At 64.2% G+C, this 25,366-nt stretch carries 19 protein-coding genes and 1 tRNA gene; 15 read left to right on the top strand and 5 right to left on the bottom strand.

The genetic code is table 11. The annotated features are described in order from the left end of the window. The first annotated feature begins 14 nt into the window (after positions 1 to 14). Positions 15 to 818 (top strand): mycolate reductase, encoded by an 804-nt coding sequence (gene cmrA, locus CH278_RS01430; RefSeq protein ID WP_027497614.1) that lies wholly within the window; start codon positions 15 to 17, stop codon positions 816 to 818. Positions 819 to 866: 48 nt separating this feature from the next. Here the strand turns inward: cmrA and CH278_RS01425 are convergent, their stop codons facing one another. Beyond that, entirely contained in the window at positions 867 to 2,591 is a 1,725-nt protein-coding gene (locus CH278_RS01425) for a helicase HerA-like domain-containing protein (protein WP_027497615.1), read from the bottom strand. 94 nt (positions 2,592 to 2,685) lie between these two features. Between CH278_RS01425 and orn the strand changes: the two genes are divergently transcribed. The 3 genes from orn to CH278_RS01410 all read left to right on the top strand — a co-directional run bounded on the left by orn (position 2,686) and on the right by CH278_RS01410 (position 4,522). Beyond that, entirely contained in the window at positions 2,686 to 3,297 is a 612-nt protein-coding gene (gene orn, locus CH278_RS01420) for an oligoribonuclease (RefSeq protein WP_027497616.1), read from the top strand. Between the two features lie 78 nt (positions 3,298 to 3,375). Further along, positions 3,376 to 3,451: transfer RNA gene (locus tag CH278_RS01415), tRNA-His, on the top strand. Between the two features lie 330 nt (positions 3,452 to 3,781). Further along, entirely contained in the window at positions 3,782 to 4,522 is a 741-nt protein-coding gene (locus tag CH278_RS01410; RefSeq protein WP_205912818.1) for a M23 family metallopeptidase, read from the top strand. A 19-nt stretch (positions 4,523 to 4,541) separates the two neighbouring features. Here CH278_RS01410 and CH278_RS01405 read toward each other — a convergent pair whose 3' ends face one another. Then, complete coding sequence (locus CH278_RS01405) at positions 4,542 to 5,735, bottom strand: L,D-transpeptidase (RefSeq protein WP_094621195.1); 1,194 nt, start codon at positions 5,733 to 5,735, stop codon at positions 4,542 to 4,544. A gap of 223 nt (positions 5,736 to 5,958) precedes the next feature. Here CH278_RS01405 and CH278_RS01400 point away from each other — a divergent pair, with 223 nt between their 5' ends. Then, complete coding sequence (locus CH278_RS01400) at positions 5,959 to 10,149, top strand: bifunctional nitrate reductase/sulfite reductase flavoprotein subunit alpha (RefSeq protein WP_094621015.1); 4,191 nt, start codon at positions 5,959 to 5,961, stop codon at positions 10,147 to 10,149. Here the strand turns inward: CH278_RS01400 and CH278_RS01395 are convergent. Both CH278_RS01395 and CH278_RS01390 read right to left on the bottom strand, forming a co-directional pair. Continuing rightward, entirely contained in the window at positions 10,143 to 11,075 is a 933-nt protein-coding gene (locus CH278_RS01395) for an alpha/beta hydrolase (protein ID WP_032389275.1), read from the bottom strand. The genes CH278_RS01400 and CH278_RS01395 overlap by 7 nt on opposite strands. A gap of 44 nt (positions 11,076 to 11,119) precedes the next feature. After that, positions 11,120 to 12,229 carry a cellulase family glycosylhydrolase gene (locus tag CH278_RS01390; protein WP_094621014.1) on the bottom strand — a complete coding sequence of 370 codons (1,110 nt, stop codon included), beginning with the start codon at positions 12,227 to 12,229 and terminating at the stop codon, positions 11,120 to 11,122. 149 nt (positions 12,230 to 12,378) lie between these two features. Here CH278_RS01390 and CH278_RS01385 point away from each other — a divergent pair, with 149 nt between their 5' ends. The 10 genes from CH278_RS01385 (at position 12,379) to CH278_RS01340 (ending at position 24,285) form a co-directional block, all read left to right on the top strand. Further along, the gene (locus CH278_RS01385) at positions 12,379 to 13,086 is read left to right on the top strand and encodes a GAF domain-containing protein (protein WP_027497622.1); all 708 of its coding nucleotides are present in this window, start codon (positions 12,379 to 12,381) and stop codon (positions 13,084 to 13,086) included. A 154-nt stretch (positions 13,087 to 13,240) separates the two neighbouring features. Continuing rightward, on the top strand, positions 13,241 to 14,719 hold the full coding sequence (locus tag CH278_RS01380) for a sugar transferase (RefSeq protein ID WP_230073923.1): 1,479 nt from the start codon (positions 13,241 to 13,243) through the stop codon (positions 14,717 to 14,719). Positions 14,720 to 14,759: 40 nt separating this feature from the next. Continuing rightward, on the top strand, positions 14,760 to 16,133 hold the full coding sequence (locus CH278_RS01375; protein WP_094621013.1) for an O-antigen ligase family protein: 1,374 nt from the start codon (positions 14,760 to 14,762) through the stop codon (positions 16,131 to 16,133). Continuing rightward, positions 16,043 to 17,095, top strand: a complete 1,053-nt coding sequence (locus CH278_RS01370; protein WP_094621012.1) for a glycosyltransferase family 4 protein — start codon at positions 16,043 to 16,045, stop codon at positions 17,093 to 17,095. Before CH278_RS01375 ends, CH278_RS01370 begins: the two co-directional genes overlap by 91 nt. Then, entirely contained in the window at positions 17,095 to 18,621 is a 1,527-nt protein-coding gene (locus CH278_RS01365; RefSeq protein ID WP_032368232.1) for a flippase, read from the top strand. The genes CH278_RS01370 and CH278_RS01365 overlap by 1 nt, the downstream gene beginning before the upstream one ends. Positions 18,622 to 18,864: 243 nt before the next feature. Further along, entirely contained in the window at positions 18,865 to 20,130 is a 1,266-nt protein-coding gene (locus tag CH278_RS01360) for a hypothetical protein (protein WP_237606242.1), read from the top strand. Next, positions 20,120 to 21,229, top strand: a complete 1,110-nt coding sequence (locus tag CH278_RS01355) for a glycosyltransferase (RefSeq protein ID WP_032368233.1) — start codon at positions 20,120 to 20,122, stop codon at positions 21,227 to 21,229. Before CH278_RS01360 ends, CH278_RS01355 begins: the two co-directional genes overlap by 11 nt. Next, entirely contained in the window at positions 21,216 to 22,481 is a 1,266-nt protein-coding gene (locus tag CH278_RS01350; RefSeq protein WP_256991795.1) for a hypothetical protein, read from the top strand. The genes CH278_RS01355 and CH278_RS01350 overlap by 14 nt, the downstream gene beginning before the upstream one ends. A 39-nt stretch (positions 22,482 to 22,520) precedes the next feature. Continuing rightward, on the top strand, positions 22,521 to 23,606 hold the full coding sequence (locus CH278_RS01345) for a glycosyltransferase family 4 protein (protein WP_027497629.1): 1,086 nt from the start codon (positions 22,521 to 22,523) through the stop codon (positions 23,604 to 23,606). Between the two features lie 94 nt (positions 23,607 to 23,700). Beyond that, positions 23,701 to 24,285, top strand: a complete 585-nt coding sequence (locus tag CH278_RS01340; RefSeq protein WP_032390917.1) for a hypothetical protein — start codon at positions 23,701 to 23,703, stop codon at positions 24,283 to 24,285. 7 nt (positions 24,286 to 24,292) lie between these two features. On the opposite strand, the gene CH278_RS01335 is transcribed toward CH278_RS01340, so the two are convergent. Beyond that, the gene (locus tag CH278_RS01335) at positions 24,293 to 25,345 is read right to left on the bottom strand and encodes a zinc-binding dehydrogenase (RefSeq protein WP_094621011.1); all 1,053 of its coding nucleotides are present in this window, start codon (positions 25,343 to 25,345) and stop codon (positions 24,293 to 24,295) included. Positions 25,346 to 25,366: the final 21 nt, after the last annotated feature.

The raw sequence follows: 25,366 nt of genomic DNA, 5'->3' as shown, positions 1-25,366 counted from the left end.
TAGCCTGTCTCACCGTGAGCCTGCCCAAGCCCAGCCCCGATGCCCGCGCCGTCGTCACCGGAGCCTCCTCCGGTATCGGTGAAGCCCTGGCCACCGAACTCGCCACCCGTGGTCACTCGTTGATCGTCGTGGCCCGACGCGGCGAACTGCTCGAGGCGCTGGCCTCGAAGCTCACCGCCGAGCACGGCGTCACCGTCGAGGTGCGGGCGTCGGATCTGTCCAACCGCGAGCAGCGCCAGGAGCTGGTCACCGAGCTCTCCGAGCGTGAGATCTCGATCCTGTGCAACAACGCAGGCATCGCGACGTTCGGACCGGTGGCCGGGCTCGATCCCGCGTACGAGCGCGATCAGGTGGAGCTCAATGCCGTTGCCGTACACGACCTCACGTTGGCGGTCATGCCCGGCATGATCGGCCGCGGAGCAGGCGGCATCCTCATCACCGGTTCTGCGGCGGGCAACATGGCCATCCCCAACAACGCGACCTACGCCGCGACGAAGGCCTTCGTCAACACGTTCTCGGAGTCACTGCGCGGTGAGCTCGCGGGCACCGGCGTCAACGTCACCCTGCTCGCTCCAGGCCCGGTCCGCACCGAGACACCCGACCCGGCCGATGCGTCGATCGTCGACAAGATGGTTCCCGACTTCCTGTGGATCGACAGCGCCTACACCGCGAAGCTGTCACTGGACGGCCTGGCGAAGAACAAGATGCGCGTCGTTCCCGGACTGCTCAGCAAGGGCATGTCGGTAGCCGGGCAGTACAGCCCGCGCAGCATCTCCGCGCCGATCATCGGCAGCTTCTACAAGAAGCTCGGCAGCTAGTACCCGAATCCCGGTCGTTCCGCGGGCTCCACTCCCGACCGAGCAAGCTCAGCGCCGCCGACGCCGACCGGTTCCGAAGATGCTGCGCGAGATTTCCCGCCCGGCGGCCGAGGCAGCCGATCGAAGGAAGCTCTTGACCGCCGGGTTGCTCATGATGCGCTCCGCGGCCGACGGCCCGTCCGGCTCGCTCGGAGGCAGATCCGGCAGATCGGCGGGCAGCGGTGGGATATCGAACTTCTCGGCCGGCACAGCCACGTCCGTGACGCGTGCGTTCATCCGCTCGTAGGCGGACTCGCGATCGATCGTCTCGCGGTACTTGGCGGACAGGGTGCTCGACGACGCGGCAGCCGCGATGGCGTCGTTGCCGATGGTGTCCATCAGGGAGCGGGGCGGGCGAATCTTCGTCCATGCCACCGGTGTCGGCGCGCCTTTCTCCGAGAGCACCGTCACGATCGCTTCTCCGGTCCCCAACGACGTCAGTGCCTTCTCGAGGTCGTAGGCGTCGGTCTTGGGGTACGTGCGCACCGTCTTGTTCAGTGCTTTCTGGTCGTCGGGAGTGAAGGCGCGCAGAGCATGCTGGATTCGCGCACCCAGTTGGGAGAGAACGTCGTTGGGGACGTCGGTGGGCAGCTGCGTGCAGAAGAAGACGCCGACGCCCTTCGAGCGAATGAGCTTGACGGTCTGTTCCACCTGCTGCAGAAAGGCTTTCGACGCGTCGGCGAAGAGCAGATGCGCCTCGTCGAAGATGAACACGAGCTTGGGTTTGTCGACGTCACCCACCTCGGGCAACGTCTGGAACAGGTCGGCCAGTACCCACATCAGGAAGGTGGAGAACATCACCGGGCGGGACGCCTGAGCACCGAGCTCGAACAGGGTGATGACGCCTCGTCCGTCGGGTCCGACGCGGAGCAGGTCCTCGGTCTCGAGTTCCGGTTCGCCGAAGAAGGTGTCGCCGCCGTCGGCCTCGAGATTGGCCAAGGCACGCAGGATGACTCCGGCGGTCGCCGACGAGACACCGCCGATGCCTTTCAGGTCGGCTTTGCCTTCGTCACTCGTCAGATGCATGATCACCGACCGCAGGTCCTTGAGATCGAGCAAGGCAAGTCCCTGGGAATCGGCCCAGTGGAAGATCAGCCCCAGGGTCGACTCTTGAGTGTTGTTCAGCCCCAACACTTTGCTGAGCAAAATCGGCCCGAACGCGGTGATCGTGGCCCGCACCGGCACCCCGATTCCCTCGGTGCCGAGCGAGAGAAATTCCACCGGGTGTCCGGCTGGAGCCCAGTCCGTCAGGCCGGTGTCCGCAGCGCGGCTGCGGATCTTGCCGGTGTCTTCGCCCGGCGCGGACAAGCCCGAGAGATCTCCTTTGACATCGGCCATGACGACGGGAACCCCTGCCGCAGAGAGTTGTTCGGCAATACCCTGCAGGGTCTTGGTCTTACCGGTTCCGGTGGCCCCGGCTACGAGACCGTGCCTATTCAACGTCGCCAACGGAATACGAATGCGGGCAGCGGGGTCGGTGACACCGTCCAGAACGACGGTTCCCAGTTCCAATGCCGCACCTGCCGATGTGTATCCGGCGGCGATCTCGCTTGCTTTACCGTGCACCGCCGTTGCCGACCCTTGCTCTGCGGCACGCGCCTCGGCCTCGGCGGCGTCGGCCGCAGCCAGAGCTTCGGCAGCCACCCGTGCGGCTTCCACGGCCGCCGCTTTGGCCGCCTTCGCCTTCTCGGCAGGGCTGAGCGTGGGTGCCGGCTGCGTCGGGTCGCCTGTCATGTCCGCATCCTTTCGTGAACGTGCGCTGAAGTGAACGGGGTCGATCGCCACCGCAAACCCTAGTGGCTGTGGTGCGCGCACTACTGTGGAGCGAGTGCAGGACAAACTCGTGTGGATCGACTGTGAAATGACCGGCTTGGACCTGAGCAAGGACAAGCTGATCGAAATCGCGGCGTTGGTGACCGACAGTGAGCTCAACATCCTCGGGGAGGGTGTCGACATCGTCATCCACGCCGACGACGATGCGTTGGCGAACATGCCGGCCGTCGTCACCGACATGCATGCCAAGTCGGGCTTGACCGACGAGGTGCGCGCGTCGACGGTGAGCCTGGAGGAAGCCGAGCAGCGCGTGCTCGCGTACATCAAGGAGCACGTCCCGGTGGCCGGAACGGTTCCACTCGCGGGAAACTCGATCGGGACCGATCGTGGATTCATCTCTCGCGACATGACCGCGCTCGACACCTACCTCCACTACCGAATGATCGACGTCAGCTCGATCAAGGAACTTTCTCGACGGTGGTACCCACGGATCTACTACGGGCAGCCGGCCAAGGGCCTTGCGCACCGCGCCCTCGCGGACATCAAGGAGTCGATCAAAGAGTTGCAGTACTACCGCCGGACGGCCTTCGTGGCTCCGCCGGGGCCCTCTACCAGCGACATCGCAGCAGTTGTTGCCGAACTCGACACGCAATCGGGGGCGGATTAGCAACCTCGGATTCAACCCGCTAGTATTGTCGACGCTGCTGATGCAGAGCCCGAAAAGGTTCTGCGGACGCGTGCAATGGTGGGCGTAGTTCAGCTGGTAGAGCACCAGGTTGTGATCCTGGATGTCGCGGGTTCGAGTCCCGTCGCTCACCCCACACGAAGAAGGCCGGTCTCCTCGCGAGGCCGGCCTTTTTCGTGCATTCACTCCACCCTTCGCCAGGGTGTTCGAGCGGACGGTGCGTACCCACCCTGACCTCGAATTACGTTGTTGTAATTCACTTTTCGAGTTTCTTATGGGGTTTCTGTGACGTACGGTTACCAATGGCACTTTTGGGGAAGAAAAGTACCAACGTGATTCATGTGTTTTCTGCTACGTGAGTTCAGCGTGCCCCGAAGCGTCACCGAACATGCTCGACGCCCAGCTCGCACCCATCCGACGGGTGCACGGCGGGCAGAGACGAGGAGGCTTTTTCGTGGGTCGCAGAATGCACAGAGTCATAGCGGGTTCGATCTTGTCGGCAGCACTGTGCATCGGCACAACCGGCTTGCTCAGCCCAGCGGTGGCCACCGCTCAACCCACGATCGAATTACCTCAGATCCCGATCCCCCAGCCCGATGCGCAGCAGCGGGCCGCAATACTCGCCGCGGTGCTCGACGCCACCGGTGTGCTCATCAACCAGGTCGCGGCGATCGTTCTCGACGGCGACGTGCTGTCGGTGCCGGATACCGCAACTCCCGCGGATGTACCCGAGATCGAACTTCCGAGTGCGCCGCCCACGGTGGGGCTCGGCGGTGCCGTGCTCCCGATCGACGCAGGCAAATATCGCATCACTTCGGGTTACGGCGGACGCAACAACCCGACCGGCAACGGCGCGCAGTACCACCAGGGTGTGGACCTGGCTGCCGACAGCGGAACCCCGATCCATGCGGTGACCGGCGGAACCGTCGTTCAGGCCGGAGACGCGGGCGACGGCTACGGCAAGCTCGTTCGGGTCAAGAGCGGAAACACCGAGACCTACTACGGCCATCAGTCCAGCCTCGCTGTGTCCGTCGGTGACGAGGTGGCACCGGGAGATGTCCTCGGGGCGGTCGGCAGCACCGGCAATTCGACGGGACCGCATCTGCACTTCGAGGTCCGCAACAACGGCTCGAGCATCGAACCGGTCGCGTACCTGAAGACACTCGGGATCGATCCTTCGCTCTACCAGACCCGCGATCGAAGCTGATCCACCCGATCGATACCGATCAGACCGTGGTGGCGTTGCCCGCTTTCCACTCGTCCCAGGGAATGTTCCAGTCGCCGAGACCATCGGTGCCCGACAACGTTCCACCGACGGTGTTCTTGACCACGACGATGTCACCGCGCTTGGTGTTGTCGTAGACCCACTTGGCGTTGGTCGGACTGAGGTTCAGACACCCGTGCGAGGCGTTGGAGTAGCCCTGCTGCCCCACCGACCACGGTGCGGAATGGAAGAAGATGCCGCTGTACGACATACGCGTCGCCCAGTCGACCGGAGTGCGGTACCCGGTGGACGAGTTGACCGGCACACCGTAGGTCGACGAATCCATGACGAGATGCTCGAATCGATCACCGATGATGTAGACGCCGTTGTCCGTCGGGGTGGAGTCCTTGCCCATCGACGTCGGCATCGTGATGACGTCCTGGCCGTTGACGTTGAACGTCACCTGCTTGGTGTTGTCGTCCGCAGTGGCAATGACCGCGTCGCCGATCGTGAACGACGTCGTCGCATTCTCCTGGCCGTAGATGTCGTCACCGAGATCACGCCCGTACACGTTGACGGCCACGTCGACCTTGGTGCCCGGTGCCCAGTAGTTCTGCGGTCGCCAGCGAACCTCTTTGTTGTTCACCCAGTAGAACGCACCTTCCACGGCCGGCGTCGTGGTGACCGTGATCGCATTCTGGGCAGCAAGCTTGTCGGTGATCGCCTCGTCGAACTGGACCGCGACGGGCTGCCCGATACCCACCACGTCGCCCGGGTTCGGCAGAACGTAGGGCTTGGTGAAATTGCCCGGCTGGCTGGTGGTGAAGCTCGACACCGTGCTCGACGATCCTCCGAGTCCGTACGCATCGGCCTGCACTCGATACTCGCGGTTGTAGCCGAGGGGTTCGGTGTTGGTCCACGACAGCCCGTCCGGAGCAATGGCTCCCGATACCGGCTCGCCGTCGGGGTTGAGCATCGTGACCGAGGACAACTTGCCGTCGGCAACCGAGACGGTCACCGGGTCCGCCGGTGAGAATCCGACTGCTCCGTCGAGCACGCTCGCGGTCAGCTTCGGTTTCATCAGTTCGGTCATCGGATTGGAATCGATCGGAACGGAGGGTTCGGAGATGTCCGTCTGCGCGCTGCACCCGGACAGCACCGCCACCGAAGCGACAACTCCCACCGCGGCGAGAACGAATCCTCGAGACACCCTCATGAACACACCACTTCCCACTTCGAGCCCGACCCGGACGATTCTGCCAGCGCAGAATCCACACATTCCACTCGACAGCCCGTTCGACGAATAACGTTCGAGTACCAATCGCCCTGCAGAAAGTTGGTGTTACCTCCCTGCCACACAGAGCGGTGCCGCGAACGCACATCACCGCCTCGTTCGCCGCCCGGTGAGGACAACGTCATATCCGGCTAACCGATGTGTAATGGCCGCGCACACTGCACCGGGCACTGTGGAAGCCATGGTCACCACGGTGAAGACGCTCTGCGCATACTGCGGCGTGGGATGCGGCATGGTGCTCGAGGTCGGTGGGCCGTCGGCGGCGAAGTCCCAGTCGAGCTCCCAGTCGACGCTGCCGATCGGGCCCACGGTCACCAAGTCGGTCGGCGACAAGACCCACCCGGCGAACTTCGGCCGACTGTGCACCAAGGGAAGCACCACCGCAGACATGCTTGCCGCGCCGGGCCGCCTCGACAAGGCTCGGATTCGCCACCGGCGCGGTGACCGGCCGGAGAGTACGGACACCTCGGTGGCCATCACCGATACTGCCCGCAGGCTCCGCACGATCCTCGACGAACACGGACCCGATTCCGTTGCGCTGTACGTATCGGGGCAGATGTCGATCGAGGCTCAGTACCTGTCGAACAAACTGGCCAAAGGGTTCATCGGTACCAATCAGATCGAATCCAACTCACGATTGTGCATGGCCAGCGCGGGGACCGGCTACAAGCAGTCACTCGGAGCCGACGGTCCGCCGGGGTCGTACGAAGACTTCGACAACGCCGACGTGTTCCTCGTCATCGGCTCCAACATGGCCGACTGCCACCCCATCCTGTTTCTGCGAATGATGGACCGGGTCAAGGCCGGTGCGAAACTGATCGTGGTCGATCCGCGGCGCACCGCCACCGCCGACAAGGCGCACCTGCACCTCATGCTCGAACCGGGATCCGATCTGGCGCTGCTCAACGGCCTGCTGGCTCTGATCGTCGACAGCGGAAACACAGACCCTGACTTCATCGCCCAGTTCACCGACGGCTGGGACGCGATGCCGGAGTTTCTTCGCGACTACACCCCTGAGAAGGTCTGCGCTGCAACCGGTCTCGCCGAGGAAGATCTGCGTGCCGCAGCGGAGATGATCGGGACTGCAGAGAACTGGATGAGCTGTTGGACGATGGGACTCAATCAGTCCACCCACGGCACCTGGAACACCAACGCACTGTGCAATCTCCACCTGGCAACGGGTGCTATCTGCCGGACCGGAAGCGGCCCCTTCTCGTTGACCGGTCAGCCGAACGCGATGGGTGGCCGGGAAATGGGATACATGGGCCCCGGACTGCCGGGCCAACGGGCGGTCACCAACGACACCGACCGCGCCTTCGTCGAGCAGGCCTGGAAAATCCCGCCCGGAACACTGCGCACCGACGTCGGTGGTGGAACCATCGAGATGTTCTCGAAGTTGGCTGCGGGCGACATCAAAGCTTGCTGGATAATCTGCACCAATCCTGTTGCGTCCGTCGCCAATCGAACAACCGTGATCGACGGTCTCGAACGTGCCGAACTGGTGATCACTCAAGACGCCTTCGCCGACACCGAGACCAACCGATACGCCGATGTCATGCTGCCCGCTGCGCTGTGGACCGAGGCCCATGGTGTCATGGTCAACTCCGAGCGGAACCTCACGCTGTTCCAGCCGGCTGTCGAAGCACCCGGCGGAGCACTCCCCGACTGGAAGATCATCGCCGACATGGCCTGCGCCCTCGGCTACTCCGAGTCGTTCACGTACTCCAGTGCCGAAGAGATCTTCGAGGAGATCAAGCGATTCTCGAACCCCGCCACCGGTTACGACATTCGCGGCGTCACCTACGACGGGCTCCGCGAGGGTTCGATTCAGTGGCCGTGCCCGCCCGAGTCGACTACCACCAGACACCCCATCCGGTACCTCAACGACGGAGTCAGCCAAACCCTGCGGGTGTCGGAGGACGGCTCGATTCCTGCCCTGTCGTTCCCCACCGCAAGCGGTCGAGCGCAGTTTCTCGCCCGACCCGCCATGGCACCGGCCGAAATGCCGGACGACGACTATCCGTTCCTGCTCAACACGGGGCGACTCCCCCATCACTGGCACACCATGACCAAGACCGGCAAAGTCGCGAAGCTGAACAAACTGAACCCCGGCCCGTTCGTGGAAATACACCCGACCGATGCGGGCCGGCTCGATCTGTCCGACGGCGATACCGTCGAACTGTCGTCGCGTCGAGGCCGTGCAGCACTGCCCGTTGTCGTTACCGACCGAGTGTTACCCGGAGGCTGCTTCGCGCCGTTCCACTGGAGCGACGAGTTCGGCGAATCCCTGGCGATCAACGCGGTGACCAATGACGCCGTCGATCCCTACTCGCAGCAACCCGAATTCAAGGCCTGCGCCGTGTCGCTGACGAAAGTATCTGCTGCTCAATCGGATTCGCCCGATACGTCCGAGGACGTGCACGATCCGGTCGACGCTCTCGCCGTGTTGGTCGGCCGCCCGAGCCGACCCGCAGAACCGTTCACCGTCATCGAACAAAGTTACATGGCAGGCCTGCTGGAGGGACTTCGGACCGACGCCGCCCGTTCTGCGCCGGGAACCCCCACGCTGCCCGAACGGACCCCGCTGACTCCCGAGACGCACGCGTGGCTCGACGGTGTTCTCGCAGGCCTGTTCTCGCGCACTCCCTCGCCGGGCACCGATGCACCCGCCGCGGACACCTCGTCGGCAGCGGGCAGACCACTGCTCCTGCTGTGGGCCTCGCAGACGGGAACTGCCGAGGAGTTCGCCCAGTCCAGTGTTTCTCATCTGCGAGCTGCTGGGTCTGCCGTCACCGAACACTCCATGGACTCGTTCACCGCAGACCGACTACCGGCCGAGGCCGACGTGTTGATCGTCAGCAGTACCACCGGGGACGGCGAAGCACCCGACAACGGCGCAACCTTCTGGGAGAGCCTGACAACCGATTCGGTACCCGCACTGGACGGAATCCGTTACGCCGTGCTGGCGTTCGGCGACTCGAGTTACGCAGACTTCTGCGGGCACGGCCGCAAGATCGACGAACGCCTCGAGCAACTCGGTGCGCGGCGACTACTCGGCAGGGTCGACCTCGAGCCCGACTACGAGAACGAGGCCGCCGAGTGGCTCGACTCGGTGAGCGCGCTGCTGGCAGGTGACTCGCCAACGTCCGATCCCGCCACCGCGCCGGCCGAGCCTGGGGCACCCGCACGTCGGCCTGCGGCCGCTGACGTAGGACCGCGCTACAGCAAGAAGTCGCCCCTCGTGACCACTCTCGTTCGGAATCGAGTGCTCACCGCACGCGGATCGCTCAAGGACGTCCGTCAACTCGGATTCCACCTTCCTGCGGGCACCCTCGAATACGAGGTGGGTGACGCACTCGGGGTCTGGCCTCGCAACAGTGACCAGTACGTGCAGGAGTGGCTCGGTGCCACCGGACTCGACGGTGACGCCGTCGTCGACTTGGCCGAGCACGGTGAAATGCCGCTCCGTACGGCGTTGGGTCGGCACCTCGAGATCGCCCGTGCCACACCGGATCTGTTGAAGTTCGTGCACCGGCGTACCGCGGACGACGACCTCGAGGCCATGTTGCATCCGGACAACAGACACACGCTCACCGACTGGATGTGGGGACGGCAATCGATCGATGTACTTGCCGCACATCCGGTTCGCGCGTCGGTGGACGATTGGCTCGGCGTTCTCAAGCCGTTGCAGCCGCGTCTGTATTCCATCTCGTCGAGCCCGAAGGAGAATCCCGAGGAGGTGCAGGTGACCGTCTCGGCTGTGCGATACAACGTGCACGGCGTCGCTCGACGCGGGGTGTGCTCGACGTATCTGGCCGACTATGCCGCCAACCATGATATCGGGATATTCGTACAGAAATCGACCTATTTCAAACCGCCCGAGGATCCCGCCACGCCGATGATCATGGTCGGTCCCGGCACCGGCATTGCACCGTTCCGGGCGTTCCTGCACGAGCGGCGCGCGCTCGGGCACACCGGCCCGAACTGGCTCTTCTTCGGTGAACAGCACGCGGACACCGACTTCTACTACCGCGACGAACTCACCGCGATGCTGAGCGACGGGTCGCTCGACCGCCTCGACGTCGCCTTTTCCCGGGATCAGAAGGACAAGGTCTACGTGCAGGATCGCATGCGCGAACACGGCAGCGAGCTCTGGAACTGGATACACCGAGGTGCCCACTTCTATGTCTGTGGCGACGCGTCGAGAATGGCCAAAGACGTGGATGCGGCCCTGAAAGGCGTAGTCGCACAGCACGGGAAACTGGCCCCGAGCAGTGCCGAGGCGTACGTCAAGGCTCTCGCTGCGGAGAAGCGGTACGTGCGCGACGTCTACTGATCCGCAGCCACCAGCGGCGGGACAGTGCGCAGGAGGAAGGCAATTTGGTCTGCGACCACCTGCTCGAAGTCAGCACCGAGATAGATGTCGAAATGGCCTGCGTCGTAGGTTTCTATCTCCCCGAGCGGGGCTGTCCGGGCGTATCGCAGGGTGGCCTTCGCCGGTGCCACCGAATCGGTGTTGCAGACCACGAAGAGTATCGGGCAGCGGACGTCCTTCGCTCGACGTCCGGGCCGATGGCGCACGATCTGCAGCGCGAAGCGGGCGGCAACCCGATTGTGGAACGACTCGTCGGAGTCCGGAGCGAGCGCGAGGTACCCGTCGTAACTGTCGGGTGACGTCATCAATGCGGTAGTCCCCGGTCGTCCGGCGGTCGCCACCATCACCGGCGGCCGCCCGATCACCGATCCCAGCAGATCGCGCACGGCCCGCACGGACAGTTTGACCGAGGTCCATGTGTTCGAAGCGAGCCCGGAGGCGATGCCGTCGGTGAACGGACACTGCGCGACCACCGCGGCGACACGCTGATCCCGTGCTGCCGCGACGATGACGTGGCCACCGCCGAACGACGAGCCCCACAACACGATTCGCGAACCGTCCACGTCCTGCCGACCCCGGGCGCACGCGATCGCTGCCGCCCAGTCCTGCAACTGGGACTCGATATCGAGCAATTGTCGCGGTCGCCCGCCACTGTCTCCGAAGTACCGATAGTCGAACACCAGGCACGCGTAGCCCTCGGCGCGAAATCGTTCTGCGTAGGCGTCGAGTCGCATTCCCCGGGTTCCGCCGAGACCGTGCGCCATGACGATCACCGGGGCCGGCTCGGTGCTGTCGGGCAGGTACAGCCACGCCGCACAGTCGACGCCGTTCGAGTCGAACGTGATGTCCTTACGATCAGGGACCGCGCCCCCCGGCTGCGAATTCATGGGCGAACCATAGCCTACGAACACCGGCAGCGGAATCGATCGTTCTACGGTGCCGAATGCTCCGCGGCGTAGGCATCGACGCGACCGTAGGCGATCTTGGGGGTCCAGTCTCTGCGAACCAAGCCGAAGTTCTGTTCGGTGTCGGCGGTGTCGGACCCGGCGTCTCGGAGACTGTAGACGTAAGCCGGTCCGAGCCAATCGTTGCCGAGGACGGCGTCGAGAACGATCCCGATGCTGTCCGATTGCACCTGCTCGCTGACGCTGTTGGGGTTGGTCCCGGTCGGTGCGCCGAATTCGGTGATCCAGATCTGTTTGCCACTGTCACCGCCGGCAACCATGGTGTCTCGCATCGACCACATCTTCATGGCGGTGTTCCATGACGCTGTGCTGGGGTCGTTGGGTAGGTACGGCCACGTGTAGGGATGCACGTTGAAGGCGTCGAAGTACTTGTTGGATCCTTGCGCGTACATCTTCGACAGGAACGACGTGCCCGCGATGTTGCCGTTCGTGTCCTCGGACGGTGCCATCCCACCGACGAGCACGGTCGAACCGGGCTGCACCTGTTTGATCGCCGTGTAGGCCGCTCGAAGCAGCGCCGAGTACGCCGTGACGTCGGGAACGGGCTTGAAGAACGTCACGATGTTCGGCTCGTTCCATACTTCCCAGATCTTGATGCGGTTCTGGTACCGCTGAACCACCGTCTTGGCGAAAGCCGCGTAAGTGGACGGGTTTGCAGGACGGGAGTGAGAATCGTTGACCGCGGCAGCTACTCGCGCCCATCTGGGGGTGTAGGCGATGATCCCGTGCGGGCACATCCCGTGGGCCACGACGGCATCGATCACTCGGTCCGTTCGACTCCAATCGAAAGCGCCCCGTGTCGATTCGATTGCGGACCAATCGATGTCGAGACGAACTGCGAAGGCTCCTGCGTCTTTGGCAAGCGTCAGTTCGCGATCCAGATCTGCTGGGGAGAGGCTACCTATCGACGCGCCCGGCGAGACTCCGATCCGGATGGCGTCGGACTGCCCGCCACAGTTCACCGGACCGGCCTGAGCCCGCACGACGGGAGATGCACCCACTGCCGGCGTCGCAGCGAACGGCAACACCAGAGCCGCAAGAACGGCCATCACCAGCAGAGGAGCATTTGCTTTCATCTGCGGGATGATAGCAACACCGGTAGGCGATCTTCGCCGAAACGGATTGTCATACGCTTTGTGGCAATTACGGCAACGATTCGGATTGACGCAGAATTCGACCCCGCAGTCATCGGTAGGACGACATTGCCTGTACTACCATATGCCCAATGACAACAGGATTTCCCGGTTTCGACGAGCGTCTCAACGAGTTACTCGCCCGGCAGGCGGAGAAATCCGGCCTCGGGACCGATGAATTCATTCGGCGGGCCGTGGTCGATCGACTCGTTCGTGAACTGTCCGACGATCAGGATTCCGAGGTCGGTGCTCTGCTCCGGGCTTTGCAGGCCGCTTCGGAGAAGGGCGTCGAACCGGCCGAGGTGACGCGGGCATTCGGTACGCCGATCGACGACCCCGAGAGGCTGGCAGCAGTGACTCGGACAGGGTTGATGGACACCGGATCCGACTCCGGCTACGACCGGATCGTCGCGATGGTCGCCGATGCATTGAGCGCTCCGTCTGCCGCATTCTCGCTTCTCGACGACAAGCGTCAGTACTTCAAGAGTGCACTCGGACTGCCGTCGGAACTCGGTGGCGCGCAAGAGGTTCCTCTCGAAGCGTCCATCTGCCGTTATGCGATCGATCTAGGCCAGCCGCTGGTGGTGGAAGACGCGAGACTCAACGACGCCCTCAAGGATCATCCGTCGGTCCAGAGCAACCTGTTTGTTTCCTACCTCGGAGTTCCGCTCACCGACGATGACGGCCATTCCGTCGGAACCCTGTGCGTGTGGGATCGACAGCCGCGGCAGTGGACCACCGGCCACGTTCAGATACTGCAGGACTTGGCCTGGATTATTCGCGAGCGAGTTTTCGAATAAGGGGCGCTTTCCCCGACAAGTATTAGCATTTTCGACCTACAACCGACTTCGAGTTTTTTTCGTGAAGTCGACCGGGTGTCCACTTTCGTGGCGGTATACATTAATTGGGATATTCAGGACCGACCTCATTCGAAACTAACCACCGGAAGAAGCCGTGCCCGAAACACTGGAATCACCCCACACTCGCCCGCGGGCTGCCGAGCCCGACGTCGTCGTAGCCCGTCGCACACTCGCGGACCGACTACGGGTCGATCCGCTGAACACCGCCGTCAATGTTGCGGTCGACGTGTTCGGTGCCGCGGTCGCAGTTACCGGAGCGCTGCTGTGGTATTCGGGCAGTCTCGTCGACACCGGCTGGCTGCCATGGCTCTTCCTCCCGCTGCTCATCGGAATCATGGCGGGCAAGTCGATGTACAGGCGCAGCCTTCGTCGCAACTTTCTCGACGAGATCGGGCCTGCCGAAACGGCTGTTGCATTCGCTGCGCTCGCGTTGATGGTCGTGATGTTCCTGGCCGACACCGAGTACCGGCCCAGCGCGGTCGTGTTGCGACTGTGGCTGCTCAGCGCATTCACGATTGCGATCGTCCGGCTCGTACGCATCGTCGTCCAGCGCGTGATTCGCACCAAATTCGGATCGGCAGCACCGACCATCGTGCTCGGCAACGACCCGATCGCGCATCAACTCGTCTCTCGCACAAGACAATTTCCTGAGTACGGTCTTGTTCCGGTCGGTTACGTAGGAGAAATCCCCGTCGCCGACGTCTCATCGGGAGGCGAGCTGCCCGATCTGCCGCACCTGGGACTGCCCAGCGATTTGGAGGCAGTTGCGCGCAGGACCGGTGCGGAGGAGCTGATAGTGGCATTCGCTCCGACCGAAGACCGAGTGTTGGTCGGCGCGATCAGGACTGCGCACCGGCTCGGAATGCGAGTGTGGGTGGTACCCAGGCTGTACGACGCCGTCGGCGTCAACACTCGTGTCGAGCACATCGGCGGCCTGCCGCTGATGGTGCTGCCGCACGTGAACCCCAAGGGTTGGCAGTTCGCCCTGAAGGGTGTACTCGATCGAGTTCTGACGGCAATCGGACTCCTGCTGCTCTCCCCCGTCTTCCTGACGCTGATGCTGCTCGTGCGCCTGAGCTCCCCCGGCCCGATCTTTTTCGCGCAGGAACGAATCGGCCGCGATGGGCTGCCGTTCGACTGCCTGAAGTTTCGGTCCATGCGGCCTCCACGGGCATCCGACGCGGCGTTCGAGCGGAAGGCCGGGGACGCACCAGGTGGCGTCGAGGGTGTCGACCGGAGAACGCGTATCGGCAAAATCATGCGACAGACCTCGTTGGACGAGCTGCCACAGCTGCTCAATGTCCTTCGTGGCGACATGAGCTTGGTCGGCCCCCGGCCGGAGCGGCCCGAGTACGTGGACCTGTTCGAGATGCAGATCCGTCGGTACGGTGAACGGCACCGGGTCAAGGCCGGTGTGACGGGATGGGCTCAGGTGCACGGCCTTCGGGGCCAGACGTCCATTGCCGACCGCGCGGAGTGGGACAACTACTACATCGAGAACTGGTCCATCTGGCTCGATGTCAAGATCCTGTTTCTCACCGTGCTCGCCGTTCTGAAACGCGCCGAGGACTGATCATGGTCTACGCCGAACACCGCCACGTTCGGGTGACCCCGTGATCACGTACGTTGCGCTTGCTTTCGGCGCAGCGCTGGTCCTCGCGCTCGGCTGCGCGGTGGCATCGGCGATCTACCGCCGCCCACAACGTGGAGTGTTGCTGTTGGCGGGATTGGTTCCACTGCACGGACTTCTGGTTCTCGTTCCCCTTCCCGGGGTCGTGTCGGGCTGGAAGGAAGGCCTTGTCGTCTTCACCGTTCTGTGTGCGTGGCTACGCCGACCACGACAAGTTCCCGGCTCGCCTGCTCGGGTGTTCGTGCCGTGGTGGCCGGCCGCTGCGGTGTTCGTCGTGTTCGGCAGCGTGTCTGCATTCGCCACGTTCGGAATAGTCGGTCTGTTCGGTATCAAGGTCACCTTCTTCTACGTTCTGCTGGTTGTGGTCATGTGGCTCGCGCCGTTCGACGCCAGGGACCGTGACCACCTCGTCTCGGTTCTGATGGGCATGGGTGTGTTCACGTCTGTCGTTGGCATCGCTCAACTGGTGGCCGGGCCCGCCGCACTGGTATCGCTGGGTTACGAATACGGCACGCAGGTCCGAACATCGGGCGGGCTACTGCGCACGTTCAGCACGTTCAACCTGCCGTTCCCATTCGGGCTGTACGTGATGTTGGCGCTGCTCGTCGGTGGTGCGGTCGCTTTGGCCGATCCGCGCCGTCGGCGAAACCTGTTGTTTCTGTGCGCGTCTCCGATGATGGTGGTCGCGATGTCCAGTTCGATCGTGCGTGGAGCGATTCTCGGACTCGCGGTCGGGGTCATCTACTTGATCGCCGTGCGTTTTCGATACCTTGCCGCGCCGTTTGCTCTGGCAGCACTGGCCGTCGCCGTCACGGTCCCCTTCGTACCCAAGATCACGTCGGTCTTCTTCTCGTCCAGCAGTCTGGGTCAACGCGGTGACGGTTGGGCCAACATCATCGCCAGCATCCTGATTCATCCGTTCGGCACGGGTCTGGGATCGAGTGGGTCTGCAGCAGACCGCATTTCCACCGCCGAGGGTGCCGCGTTCACGCGATCGGGGCTCTCGACGAATTACCAACCCGACAACTACTACGTGAAGGCCCTGCTCGAGCTCGGGCCGATCGGCCTCTGGGCGGTGGTGGCGCTGTTGGTGACGTCGTTGCTGTGGTGCACACGCCTGTCCCGGGTACTACCGGGCAACGACGGTGCGCTGGCCCTCGGCGTCGGAGCTTCGATCGTGGCCGCCATGTTCGCCAGCCTCGTGTCCACATATTTCGAGATCTTTCCGATCGATGTTTATTTCTGGCTCTTGTTAGGAGTGGTGGGATGCGCAGCAGCGCAACACGAATCGTCTTCGGGGCGCTCGCCCTCAGGCCGGGCGGAAGTGGAGTACAGACCTACATTCGCGAGCTCCTGAACGAGCTACCGGATCGTCTACCCGACGCGGATCTCGCCGCGGTGGTGCAGCGCGACGCCGTCGGCGAGCTCCCGCCCTCGGTTCGGGCGATGGAACGGCCTGTCACCAGCGGTGCGGCTCGGGCGGTGCTCGGAGCACTCCCCATCGGCCGGTGCGATGTCGTACACGGCCTGGACGTCGACCTTCCGTTTCTCACCAAGGCCTTCACAGTCGCCACGGTGCACGATCTCTCGGTCATCGACATGCCGTCGGCCTCCAGTAGATTCCGCGCGCTCGGTGAGCAGAGACTGGTGCGGCGAGCTCTGCGCCGTGCCGATCTGCTCATCGCGGTCTCGCAGTTCACCGCCGACCGCATCAAGGCCGTCAGCGGCCGAGACGCCACCGTCGTCGGCCTGGCACCCGCAGCGTGGGCCGAAGTCCCCACCGACAGCCGCGTGGACGCTGTTCGGTCCAAATACGACCTGCCGGACCGTTTCGTGATGCAGGTCGGAACGGTGGAGCCTCGCAAGAACGTTCAGCTGGTGGCCGACGCAGCGGAGCGTCTGGGTATCCCGTGCCTGCTGGCCGGGGCCGGCTCGACCGGTCCCCACGCTCCCCGCAATTCCCGCGGGCTCGGGTACGTCGATGTCGAAGACCTGCCTGCCCTCTATGCTGCGGCGACCGTCACCGCGTATGCCTCTCGCTACGAGGGCTACGGGCTCCCGCCCGTCGAGGCCATGGCCTCGGGCGGCGCGGTCGTCGCCAGTGCAGTCGGAGCCCTCCCCGACGTCGTCGGTGACGGTGCCGTACTCGTCGGATCGGAGAACGTGGACGACTGGGTGCACGCGATGAAACCCATCGCTTTCGACGCGGACGCACGCGCAGCCCTTGTCGGCGCAGCAGCCGACGCCTCCCGCGAGATCAGTTGGCGTCGAACGGCTGAGCTCACTGCCGACGCGTATCGAGCCGCGGGCGTGGTCTGATGTCGGACGAGCTCGCGCTCGACGGCACCGAACAGCCCCCGGACTACCGCGCGATCGCAGCGGATCCCAAGGCCGCAGCCAAGGCGACGATTGCCGTTCTGATCAGCAGAGTGATCATCGCAGCACTGGGCTGGGTCGGCAGTGTCGTGGTCGCGAGGTCCCTCGGAGCGGACGACTGGGGCCAGTTCAGTTTCGTCTTCGCACTGCTGGGCCTCATGTCCGTCGTGACCGACCTGGGAGTCGGACGCGTCGTGCTGGCGAAATTGATGGACGACGATCCCGAGGAAATCGGACGAACCGCGTCGTCGTTTCTGGCCCTGCGTACTGCCCTCGGACTGTTGGGTTACGTGCTGGCCGTTGCATACGTTCTCCTGCTGCAGTATCCGAGCGAGGTGGTCCTCGCGACGGTCCTGGGTGGACTGGTGGTCGTGTTCGCCACACCGGGTCACGCTCTGAGCGTCCTCTTCCAGAGTCGTCACCGGCTGATTCTGGTGGCCGTCGCCGAAAGTGCCGGTCAGGCAATCCAGTTGGCCTTGACCGTGTTGGCGGCCGTGCTTGCCCCCACCCTGTTGATCTTCGTACTGCCGGCTGTGGTCAACGAAGTGTTCAAACTGATCACCAAGGGGTTCGGCATAGGCAACCGTTCCATGGGGTTGCGACCGTCGAGGCACATCGAGGTGCGCCGCTGGGGCCCGTACCTGCGGGAGGCCGTTCCCCTTGCCATCGGCTTCGCCCTCACCATTGCCATGCTCAAGATCGACATGTTGATGCTCAGCCTCCTCGACACGTTCGAGGCCGTCGGTCTGTACTCGATCGGCTACAAATTCTCCGACATGATCGACACCTTCGTGTTGGCGGCAGTGGCACCGATCAGCACCCTGCTCGTGGCGTCGTGGCCCCACGACACCACTGCATTTCGAGCGCGCACCCGTTCGGCCGCACTGCTGTTCGCAGTCTTCGGTGCAATGGCCGTGGCGGCATTCGTACCGTCGGCCGAGCCGTTGATCGCCCTGCTGTACGGCGACAGATTCGTGGACGGAGCGCACGCGGCCCGGCTGCTCGTCATCGGCGCGGCACTGATGTCGTTGGTGATGCTGGGAATCTTCCTGCTGGCCTCGGCCGGGATGCAGCGCCACTACCCCGTAGTTGCGTTGGTCGGCCTGGCCCTGAACATCGGGTTGAACCTCGTGCTGATCCCACGGATGTCGTACGACGGCGCTGCCATCTCCACGGTCGCGACGATCGGAACCACCCTCGTCCTGCTGTGGATCGTGATAGCGCGAAGCATGCCCATCTCCAGACTACTTCCGGTGCAGTCCCTTTCAGTTGTCGTCGTGATCACCGCGGCCGCCACCGTCGGCGGCTGGTTCCTGGTACAGCACTACCCCGGCCTGTGGCTGCTCGTGTCCGTCGGCGCGGCATTACTGGTCGCGACCTCGCTCGCAGCGTTCGTTGCCATCGGACTCGTCGAGTCACCGATGCCGGGATCAGCCGAGAAAGGACGACACCGTGCGCACGTGCAGTGAGAAGCGGACACACAACAGACGAATCTCCCGATTTCGGCGGCAGCATCCGGAGTCGAAGTTCGGTTTCGCAATCTTTTCCGACCACCACCCCCGCTATTCCAATGTTGTTGAGATGCAGTTTCATTCGCAGTCGGCACGGCTACGCGGACTGTGTCCACACCCAGCTATCATCGAGTCTGTCGGCTCCACGAACCACCGAAGCGGTCCATCCGCTCGCATCGAAGACGGAAGGGTACGCGGTTGATGTCCGTCCACGATGCCGTACACCGGGGCGACGTGCCCCCACCGATCGACCTCGCAGGACACATGCGTGAGCTAGGCCGGGCATTGCTGCCCGCCGTGATCATTGCAGTGTTGGTCGGCGCAGGCATGTTCTACCTCAGGAGCGAACTCACCGACAAGCAGTACGCCGCGTCGATCGTCGCGGAGATCGAACCTGCCCAAACGCTCGTTCCCGGTGACGCGTTCATCGAGCAGATGCGCGCACCGTTCATCGAATTGGCCACCGACCGCGGCGTTCTCGATCAGGTCCTGGAACAGGTCGACGCCGATATGGACGCATCGCAACTGGCCTCGAGCGTCGAACTGTCTCCTGGCACCTCACCCGCGCTGCTGACAGTGACCGTGACGACCCGATCTCCCGAACTCGCCGCGGAACTGGCCGAGGCGATGGTGTCGACGATGGCAAGTACGTCCTCGGCCAACGCGATCCGCGACTCGCAGGAACGAACGGCCGAGGGACAGTCCACCGTCGACGCGCAACAGGCTCGGGTGGACGCCCTGCCTGCCGACGATCCGAGCCGACCTGCGGCACTGTCCGAACTGGCCCAACTACGCACCCAGCAGAGCGAACTCGAAGCAGCTGCCAGCGGAGATCGACTGGTCGTGTTGTCGAAACCAGAGCAGAGCACAACTCCGGTCTCACCGAAACCGGTCTCGGAGGCACTCGTCGCAGCTCTGGCTGCACTCATCGTCGCGGCCGAACTGATCGTGTTGCTTCGAGGAAGACTCGGCCGCAAGCCCTCTCGCTCCTGGGCTCGTCGGGTGTCCCGAAAATACGGTGCACACTTCGACCCGGCAACCGGCGACACGGTACCGCCCGTCGTGGCTTCCCGAATCGCTGCCCTCGAGCGTGGCGACCGACCGGCATCGAGAAGTGCGCGACACGCAGCCCCGAAGGGCGACAGCGTGATTCTCGTCCTGGTCGGCGAAGGTGCAGTCTTCGAGTCGACGCACGGCGACGGACCGACCACCGGCCACCATCGAGCCACCGCCGAAGTCGGCCTGTCGGAGCAGTGGTGGCAGTACACCGACGTCGGTGACGTCGAGACCGTCGTTGTGCTGGTGTCGAAGCGTGGACGGGACAAGAAGGCAGCAACTGCGGCGCTGCGACGGCTCGACGACTTCGACATTCCCGTACACCTGGTATTGCAGAACAAGAACTCGACCCGACGAGCAGAACAGACCGCGCAGACGATCGCGCCGGAAGGCCAACGCCATGCCAGCTGACAGAATTGCCGTCGTACACGAAAGATTCACGGAGATCGCAGGATCCGAGCACGTCATCGAACAGCTGGCCTTGCACTGGCCCGCTGCCGAAGTGTTCGCGCCCATCTCCCGCCCGTCCGGGGTTCCGTCCGGAATCAGCCGCGCGCCGCACACGTCCGCCCTCAATCGGGTGTACAACGCATTGGGCCAACGGTCGTACGCACCCGTTCTTCCGATGATGCCGTTGGCCTTTCGGCGGATGCCACTGCGCGGTTACGACGCCGTCGTGGTGAGCCACCATGCCTTCGCGACTCAGGCCGTGTTCGCCACCGACTCCCCCGTGATCGCCTACGTGCACAGTCCCGCACGATGGGCCTGGGACCCCGAACTTCGCGCAGGTGAAGGCGGCGGCAGAGCCGGAGCTGCGATACTGACGGCACTGTCGGCCGTTGCCCGTCGATGCGAGATCGCCGCCGCACCGAAACTGACGACCGTGGTGGCCAATTCGACAGCGGTCGCTCGGCGCATCGATGACTGGTGGGGCCGAGACGACGCCGTGGTGGTCCATCCTCCGGTCGACACCGAGGGTTTCACGCCGGATCCGTCGATCGAGCGTGAGAACTTCTTCCTGCTTGCCGGCCGCCTGGTCCCCTACAAGCGTCCTGACATCGCGGTTCGCGCCGCCGCCGAGGCCGACGTTCCCCTCGTGGTGGCGGGAGACGGCCGTGCAATGAACGCCTGCCGGGAACTGGCCGGACCCAAAACGACCTTCTTAGGGCGGGTTTCGCACGAGAAGCTTCTCGAACTGCACCGCACGACGCGCGCCCTGCTGATGCCCGGAGTGGAGGATTTCGGCATAGTCCCGGTCGAGTCCATGGCCACCGGAACACCGGTCATCGCACTGGGAGACGGCGGGGCCGTGGACTCGGTGATTCCCGGTGAGACCGGCTTGCATGTACAGCCGGGCTCCGACGAGGCCGTCATCGCCGGGTTCGCCGAGGCCATGCGCTCGTTCGACCCGGCCGACTATGATCGCGCCGCCATTCGTAGATGGGCGGAAGGCTTCTCACGGGCCAACTTCCGCAGTCGAATGCAGGAGGTCGTCGATGCCGTCCGCTGAGCGTAGTTATCGCTCGACTGCACTGGATCGCGTCTTTGCCGACACCCGGATAGTCACCGCGGTCGGGCCCGTCCGCGGTCTCGACATCGAGCGGACGCGTCGAACGCTCACCGCCGCCGAACACGTCGACGCGGAGCCGCACATCGCGCTGGAACCACGCTCCGATGCTCGACGGTGGCGCTACCGCAGCAACATCGCCGGCGACAATGTCACCACGAGCAGTGGCGGCACCGAAGACCTGGGGCAGATGCTCACCGACATTCGGTCGCGACAAGGTGCTCGCGGTCCACTCGAGGTGGTCGTGTTCGACGATCACCTCGCCATCGACTATTCGCACGGAATCGGGGACGGCCAGATCGGCGTCCTGATGTTGGCGGCATTCTGCGACGATGCCGACGGATCACTGGTTCCCGGCCTCGCCGCAGGCTTGCCACCGAGCACGACCTGGAAAGCTCTGTGGCGGCACTACTCTCGGCATCCGAAGACGCTGGCGGACTTCTGGTCCCTGCGTGCTCGACACCGGCGCGCAGCGGACGGCGGGTCCGGTCCCCGTCGTCGGATCGAGAACTGGGAAGCCGGAAAGGTCAGCCGGGCCGGGTACATGAGCAAAGCCGACGTGGACGAGCTGAAGAACTGGACTGCGGAGAACCTGCCCGGAGCGACCGCTGCGTCGATCTCGATTGCCCTGTGGAGCGCGGCGCTACGAGCAGAATCCGTCGACGTCGACGATCACATCATGGTGTTGTTCAACAGCCGCCGCTATCTCGATCCGGCCCAGCAGGGCGCGCACGGGAATTTTGCCGTCGGTATCCCCCTGCATCTTCCTGCCGACACGACGCCCGTCCGAATCACCGCATCGATGCGCGAGGTGATCGAATCCGGCTGGCCCATCGCGGTACTGGGCATGTCGCATCTCCGCGATGTGGCGTCACGCCTTCGGCCGTCTGCAACGTCGCAGGACAAGAATTCGGTCGTCGAGGTACCCGAGACCTTGCGGTTGGCCGTGAGCGACCTCGGGAAAGTGCGGGTGTTCGACCACCTCGACTGGGCCGACGACGGCAGGCCCCCGCAGATGGCCGCGTCGCTCGAACCGGACGGTCCGGACGGCTGCACGATGCTCATCGCCGAAATCGCCGGTGGCCGAACCTATACGGCCTCGTTCTGCAGCAAGATGGTCGATGTGGCCGTCATGGATGCAGCGCTACGCAGAATGTGTGAAGACCCAGTGGCACTGCTCCGCGATGCGTACTGATCCGCCAGAACCACCTTCGCCGCACAGACGGGCCGATACATGACCGACGAATCGACAGTTCTCTTCCTCGCGCACACCGGCCAGGTGTCCGGTGCCGAGAAGGTGCTGCTGGATTTGATCGACGAGGCCACGCGCCGCGGCCATGCCACCGTGATCGCCTGCCCCGCAGGCCCATTGGCAGACCGTCTACCCGACACGACGCGGCACATCCGCATCGACGAGCTCGGACTGGGTGGGCAACGAGGTGCCGAGCGCGGTATCGCGGCGATCAGGATGGTCGCACGATGGGTCGGGGCGGCGCGCGCCGTGCGCACGATCGCCCGCGCACCGGGCACCGCCACGGTCGTCAACTCGCTGTTCGCGCTTCCGGTGGCGCGGTTTGCGCGGCCCGCTCGCGGGGCGTCGTGGCTCGTCCACGACACGATGACCTCCCTGAAGCAGCGCGTGGTGGTCCGGTTCGCCCGGCCGGCCGTTCGCGTTGCGGTATCGGTGTCCGAGGCCACCGCAGAACCTCTGCGTAAGGCCGGCCTCCCCGTGGTGGTGTCACACAACGGCGTGCCGTGGCCGGTCCCGCGGTTCGGCGGTGCGCTGCACTCTCCGCCGGTGGTCGGGATGCTGGCGTTGTTGACGCCGTGGAAAGGGCACCGTGTGCTGCTCGACGCCGTCGCCATGCTCCCCGACGTCCGACTCGAATTGGCCGGGGGAAGCTTCCCCGGTGATCGCGAATACGTCGACGAACTCCGCGCGCGCGCCGCGGAACCGGATCTTGCCGGACGTGTCGAGTTCCTCGGGCACACCGATGCCGAGTCCGCTCTTCGCAGGTGGGATGTCGTCGTGTCGGCCAGCACTTCTCCCGAGGCAGGTCCGTTGTCGGTCTTGGAAGCGATGTCGCACGGATTGCCGGTGATCGGAACCGATCACGGTGGCACGCACGAATTCCTCGCCGACGGTGCTGGAATTCTGGTCGAGCCCGGCAACTCCGATGCTCTCGCTGCCGCCGTCTCGGCGGTGGTCGACGACGCCGATCGACGGCGGCTGCTCGGTGAGGCCGCCCGCTATCGGGTGGCCAGCCGGCACGACATCAGCGAGACACTGCCGGAGCTGTTACACCAATTGACCAGCTGATCGTGCCGCACCGTCGGCCGGAACTCGGTGAAAGCCGAACGTCGAGCGGTGGGACTGTGTTTCAATCGACTCTTGATTGGAACGAGGGGGCACTGTGACTCGCGCACTGACGAGGTCCAACGAGCACTACCAATGGGGCATGGGCGTGATGACGTCGCTCGCTGTCACGACCCTCGTCAAGCGGATCGTGTCCGCCGCCGCCCTGGCCATGGCCGTCGTGGTCACCCTCGAGCTGGCGTTCGGGTACGGCGCGACCACCCCCATCCCCTCGATCGTGCAATGGACGTGCATGATCGCCGCGTACATCATGGGCGCGTTCTGGTGGTTCGGTCCGTGGCCGACGCTCGGGCAAGCCTTCGCCTTCGTCGTCATAGCCGATCTGTCGATCTTCGGAGCCACCATCACCGCGAATTTCGCGCCGGAAGTCACCCTCGGCAAATGCACCTTCCTCATCCCGATGGGAATGTTGGCCGGGTTCTTCTTCGACAAATGGCGCCTCGCTGCGCACATCGCCCTGTGCCTGTTGGGAACATCGATCGTCGCGGTGTACATAGTGCTGGAACGGGATGTGGACACCTTCGTGGCGGTGGTGCTGTGGGCCCCGATCGTGGTGACGCTGACCGGCTTCGTGCTGATGCTCCAGCTCACGACACAGTCGATACGAACCGAATTCGAGTAGTAGCCCGTCAGAACGTCAACAGGACTTTGCTCGATCGGGATGCATCGGCGGCGAGCGCGAACGCGTCGAGGGCGTCTGCCACCGGATACTCCGCGGTGATGACGGGTGCCACATCGAGTGAACCGTCGGCCAGAGCTTGGATCACGTCGTCCATCTCGGTGTTGAACCGGAACGAGCCGATCAGGTCGATCTCCCGGGTGATCGCCAATGACAGCGGCACCGGCTGAGGCCTAGCCGCAGGTAACCCGACCATGACGACACGACCGCCGCGAGCCGTGCCGTTAATTGCAGACGCCAGACCATGATGGTTGCCCGAGCACTCGAACGTCACATCGGCCTCGACCGCCGCGACTTCCGCCCCGTCTCGGGCGTCGACTGTTCGATGCGCTCCGAGTCGACGCGTCACATCGAGCGCAAAGTCTTCGAGGTCGACCGCGACGATCCGAGCTGCACCGGCTCGGCGAGCGACCGCCACGATGAGGGCACCGATCGGACCGGTCCCGACGACGAGAACCGTCTTGTCGGACACCGCCCCAGCACGCTCGACGGCATGCCACGCGACACTCGCCGGCTCGGCCAACGCAGCAATTCTCAGATCCAGACCGTCCGGCAACACTCTGAGCATTCGTGTCGGGACGGCGACGTGACCGATGAACAGACCGTCGTCGTGCGGTACCTGCGCGGCGCTTCCCATGTAGCGGCATCCGGGAGACAGGTTCGGACGATCGACCGGATACTTCGCGCCGGTGGCGGCGGGAGTCGCCGGATGGACAGTGACCGGGGTGCCTTCACCGGGGCCACTTCCGTCTCCTGCGCGCCGAAACACGGTGCCCGACGCCTCGTGTCCCAATCGCATCGGCGCTTTCAGTACCGATTGCCCGGCCGCTCCGTGCTTCCAGTAGTGCAGATCGGAGCCGCAGATTCCGCCGTAGCCAATTGCGACGATCGCCTCGTCCGGCGAGGGGTCGGCCACCGCCACTGTTTCGACGCGGATGTCATCGGTGCCATACGCGATCAAGGCAATCGTTCTGTCGGGCATCTGATTGGGTTCGGTGGTCATCGTGTCGTCCGTTCCGTTCGA

It is taken from the genome of Rhodococcus sp. 05-2254-5 (assembly GCF_002258575.1).
Lineage (GTDB): Bacteria > Actinomycetota > Actinomycetes > Mycobacteriales > Mycobacteriaceae > Rhodococcoides > Rhodococcoides fascians.
Note: the sequence above shows the minus strand (reverse complement) of the source record. Positions and strands in the feature narration are given on the sequence as shown.

Excerpts from the sequence above, each read along its gene's own strand:
- CH278_RS01345 (WP_027497629.1), top strand. The coding sequence starts at position 22,521 with ATGACCGACGAATCGACAGTTCTCTTCCTCGCGCACACCGGCCAGGTG.
- CH278_RS01410 (WP_205912818.1), top strand. The coding sequence starts at position 3,782 with ATGCACAGAGTCATAGCGGGTTCGATCTTGTCGGCAGCACTGTGCATC.
- CH278_RS01350 (WP_256991795.1), top strand. The coding sequence starts at position 21,216 with ATGCCGTCCGCTGAGCGTAGTTATCGCTCGACTGCACTGGATCGCGTC.
- CH278_RS01365 (WP_032368232.1), top strand. The coding sequence starts at position 17,095 with ATGTCGGACGAGCTCGCGCTCGACGGCACCGAACAGCCCCCGGACTAC.
- CH278_RS01360 (WP_237606242.1), top strand. The coding sequence starts at position 18,865 with ATGTCCGTCCACGATGCCGTACACCGGGGCGACGTGCCCCCACCGATC.
- CH278_RS01370 (WP_094621012.1), top strand. The coding sequence starts at position 16,043 with ATGCGCAGCAGCGCAACACGAATCGTCTTCGGGGCGCTCGCCCTCAGG.
- CH278_RS01390 (WP_094621014.1), bottom strand. The coding sequence starts at position 12,229 with ATGAAAGCAAATGCTCCTCTGCTGGTGATGGCCGTTCTTGCGGCTCTG.
- CH278_RS01425 (WP_027497615.1), bottom strand. The coding sequence starts at position 2,591 with ATGACAGGCGACCCGACGCAGCCGGCACCCACGCTCAGCCCTGCCGAG.
- CH278_RS01335 (WP_094621011.1), bottom strand. The coding sequence starts at position 25,345 with ATGACCACCGAACCCAATCAGATGCCCGACAGAACGATTGCCTTGATC.
- CH278_RS01400 (WP_094621015.1), top strand. The coding sequence starts at position 5,959 with ATGGCCGCGCACACTGCACCGGGCACTGTGGAAGCCATGGTCACCACG.
- CH278_RS01355 (WP_032368233.1), top strand. The coding sequence starts at position 20,120 with ATGCCAGCTGACAGAATTGCCGTCGTACACGAAAGATTCACGGAGATC.
- CH278_RS01385 (WP_027497622.1), top strand. The coding sequence starts at position 12,379 with ATGACAACAGGATTTCCCGGTTTCGACGAGCGTCTCAACGAGTTACTC.
- CH278_RS01395 (WP_032389275.1), bottom strand. The coding sequence starts at position 11,075 with ATGAATTCGCAGCCGGGGGGCGCGGTCCCTGATCGTAAGGACATCACG.
- CH278_RS01405 (WP_094621195.1), bottom strand. The coding sequence starts at position 5,735 with ATGAGGGTGTCTCGAGGATTCGTTCTCGCCGCGGTGGGAGTTGTCGCT.